The 1,152-nt window shown below is 71.8% G+C and carries 2 protein-coding genes; both read left to right on the top strand.

Translation table 11 applies throughout. The features are described from left to right. Nucleotides 1-504 (top strand): transglycosylase SLT domain-containing protein (locus G7A99_RS20295; RefSeq protein ID WP_163143664.1); only part of this gene is annotated, 504 nt, incomplete at its 5' end. Between the two features lie 34 nt (nucleotides 505-538). Continuing rightward, a partial coding sequence (thiM, locus tag G7A99_RS20290) for a hydroxyethylthiazole kinase (protein WP_163143662.1) occupies nucleotides 539-1,152 on the top strand: 614 nt, incomplete at its 3' end.

Raw genomic sequence — 1,152 nt, 5'->3', positions numbered from 1 at the left:
CCGGACGCGGTATCCCCCACCGGGGTGCGCGGGGTGATGATGCTCACGCAGGACACCGCGCAGTTCGTCGGCATCGACAACCGCCGCGACCCGGCCCAGAGCATCAGCGGCGGCGCGGCCTACTTCAACTCCCTGCGCGGGCGCCTGCCTGACGACATCGAGGAGCCGAACCGCACCTGGTTCACGCTGGCGGCGTACAACGTCGGCCTCGGTCATCTGGAGGACGCCCGGCGGATCACGGAGATGCGCGGCGGCGACCCGGATAAATGGCTGGACGTGCGCGACAACCTGCCCCTGCTGGCCAAGGAGCGCTGGTACAGCCGTGTCCAGCACGGCTACGCCCGTGGCTGGGAGCCGGTGCGCTACGTCGCCAATATCCGCCGCTACTACGAGCTGTTGCGCCGGGTGACAAAGCTCGGCCAGCCCTCGCCCCCGGAGGTCACACGGGAGTCGATGATGCCGGCGCCGCTGCGCATCCCGGCCCCCCTGGAGTCCATTCTCTGAAAACCCGGCGGACGCGACACGAGCGGAGACGGACATGACGGATACGCCTAGCCCCTTCCGCCCCGGCGATCGTCTCGCGCACATGCGCGAGGCGGCGCCGCTGGTGCACAACATCACCAACGATGTATCGATGAACTTCCTCGCCAACGTCCTGCTGGCCGTCGGCGCCTCGCCGGCGATGGTGCAGGCGTACGAGGAGGCCGGCGAATTCGCGGCGCTGGCGGATGCCCTCGCGATCAATATTGGTACGGTCACCGCGCCCCAGGCGGCGGCGATGGAAACGGCGGTGGACGCGGCCCGCAGCGCGGACACGCCCTGGGTGCTCGACCCGGTGGCCGTGGGCGCCACGGCCTTTCGCCGCGAGCTGGGCGCCCGGCTCGTCGAGCTGGGCCCCACGGTGATCCGCGGCAACGCCTCCGAGATCCTGACCCTGGCCGGCGCGGACGCCGCCGGCCGCGGCGTCGACACCGGCGACACCGTCACCGCCGCGGAGGCAGGGGCCGACGCCCTCGCCCGCCACACCGGCGCGGTGGTCGCCGTCACCGGCCCGGAGGACTACGTCACCAACGGCGTCCGTGCCCTGCGCATCGCCAACGGCCACGCGATGATGCCGCGGGTCACCGCCATGGGCTGTGCACTCACCGGCGT

Source organism: Arhodomonas sp. KWT (assembly GCF_010993615.1).
The sequence above is the reverse complement of the archived record's forward strand: the minus strand, read 5'-3'. Positions and strand labels throughout refer to the sequence as shown.